General features: G+C 66.0%; 2 protein-coding genes. One reads left to right on the top strand and one right to left on the bottom strand.

The genetic code is table 11. The features are described 5' to 3' along the window. Nucleotides 1-61: 61 nt before the first annotated feature. Nucleotides 62-661: an IS5 family transposase gene (locus ACWEBX_RS39665; RefSeq protein ID WP_451889559.1), complete on the bottom strand. Its 600-nt coding sequence runs from the start codon at nt 659-661 to the stop codon at nt 62-64. Between the two features lie 748 nt (nt 662-1,409). On the opposite strand from ACWEBX_RS39665, the gene ACWEBX_RS39660 reads away from it, so the two are divergent. Continuing rightward, the gene (locus tag ACWEBX_RS39660) at nt 1,410-1,877 is read left to right on the top strand and encodes a cupin domain-containing protein (protein WP_451889558.1); all 468 of its coding nucleotides are present in this window, start codon (nt 1,410-1,412) and stop codon (nt 1,875-1,877) included. Nucleotides 1,878-1,975: the final 98 nt, after the last annotated feature.

Genomic DNA, 1,975 nt, shown 5'->3' with positions numbered 1-1,975 from the left:
GCTGGCAGAGTGGATCGGCCCTCACCAAGGAACACCTGAGTGCCCGTGAACAAACTGATCGTTAGGGGTGCTTGGTAGTGCGGGCCAGCCTTCTCGCTATCAGCATGATCATGGACCACTTGACCATGGCTTCGTGGTGCTCGGGTAACCGTTCGTAGTCGCGTACGCAGCGGCGCCGCTGGGAGATCCACGACAGAGTGCGCTCCACCACCCACCGTCTCGGAAGCACCACGAAGCCCCTGGCGTCGTCGCTGCGCTTGACGATCTCCAGCGTGAGCCGGAGTTTCTCCGTGGCCCAGTCGACGAGCTTCCCGGCGTAGCCGCCGTCGGCCCAGACCAGGCTGATCGACTCGAAGAGATCTCGGAGGTGCGACAGCGCAGGTTGAGCGCCGTCGCGGTCCTGGACGCTCGCGGTGGTGACCATGACGACCAGGAGGAGGCCGATCGTGTCCACGATCACGTGGCGTTTCCGCCCCGCCACTCGTTTCCCCGCGTCATATCCCCTGCTCTCCGTGCCGACGGTCCCCGCGGCCCGGACCGACTGTGTGTCGATGATCGCGGCGGTGGGGTCCACGTCCCGCCCCTCGGCGCACCGCACCTTGTCGCGCAGGTCGTTGTGGATCGCGTTGACGTCGCCGTCCTGCCACCACCGGGTGAAGATCGCGTCGACGGCAGTACTCCTCGGGGCGCCCGCCGTTGCCGTCCAGCCAGGCCGGCCACGGCATCACCGCCGCGATGACCTGCCACTGCGCGTCGGTCGTGTCGGAGGTGTAGCCGCGGGGCCGGACCGGGTGTCGCCTCCCGTGCCCCCAACGGCAGGCCACACAGGAACAGGACGATTCCGTCGACGGGATGACGGCAGGCGCGGACAGGGGGTACAACGACATGGCAGGGCCTCCTCGTGCGTCCGGATGGTTTCGTCACCCCTGGACTACCAAGAGGCCCTGCTTCTGCATGCAGTTATCGGTGAACCGGCCCACCCCGCCCAGAGCTGTGGATCAGTTAGTTCACGGGCACTCAGGTGTTAACAGTGATCACTCACGGCAACCCGCTGTGGAATGTGCTTAAGCTGAGCGTGACGTTTTAGTACGTTCTACCGGACGGCCTTCCCGACGACGACGAGTCCCTGATCGTGGAGTTCCGAGACCTGCTCCGTGGCCTCGACACCGGACTCACCCTGCGCTTGCACCTGGCCGCCGGCTGAGCACGAGGGCTGTGCGCAGTGGCATCCGGATCCCACAGCCGCTGGCTTCCGAATCCTCCCCCACCGGGCTGACGAGTCAGGAGACGCTCAAGTGCATTGTCGACAGCACTGCCGTCAGACTGCCAGGAACCTTCAACTCTGCTTCCCAACGGCTAATTGACCGAATTCCTACTGCGTGATCGGACCGGACCGAAGGGAAGACGCCATGACCATGCCCTACCTCGCACAACCCGACCAGCAGCAGCAACTCGAATGGCTCGACGGCGGAGTGCTAGCCGTCCTCCTCGACAGCGCCGCCACCGACGGGCAATTGACCGTCGGACGCTTCAGCGTCAACAAGGGCGAGGCCCCGCCGTACCACATGCACACCCGTGAGGACGAGGTCTTCATGGTGATCAAGGGCGAGGCCCTGCTGTGGTGCGACGACAAGGAGATGGAGCTGTCGGAGGGCGGCATCGTCTACCTGCCCAGGAACATCCCGCACGGCTACCGGATCACCTCCGACACCGCCGATCTGCTGATGATCTGCACTCCCGGCGGCATCGAGGGCATGTTCCGCCACTCCGGCCGGGACCTGGCGACCCCCCGCCCCGACGGCTTCCAGATCTCGCAGCAGAGCCTGGCCGAGGGCGCCGACCTGTACGGCCAGATCATCCTCGGTCCCCCACGCTGACCCCGCTCCCCCCCTCTTGCAGCAACAGCCCCCGCACACCCGCCCTCCTGGTCGTCATGGTCACCACCGCGAGCGTCCAGGACCGCGACGGCGCTCAA

This window comes from Streptomyces sp. NPDC005070, assembly GCF_053600395.1.
This window is presented reverse-complemented; position numbering and strand designations above follow the sequence as displayed.

Coding starts and splice junctions, on each gene's coding strand:
- ACWEBX_RS39660 (WP_451889558.1), top strand. CDS start 1,410: ATGACCATGCCCTACCTCGCACAACCCGACCAGCAGCAGCAACTCGAA.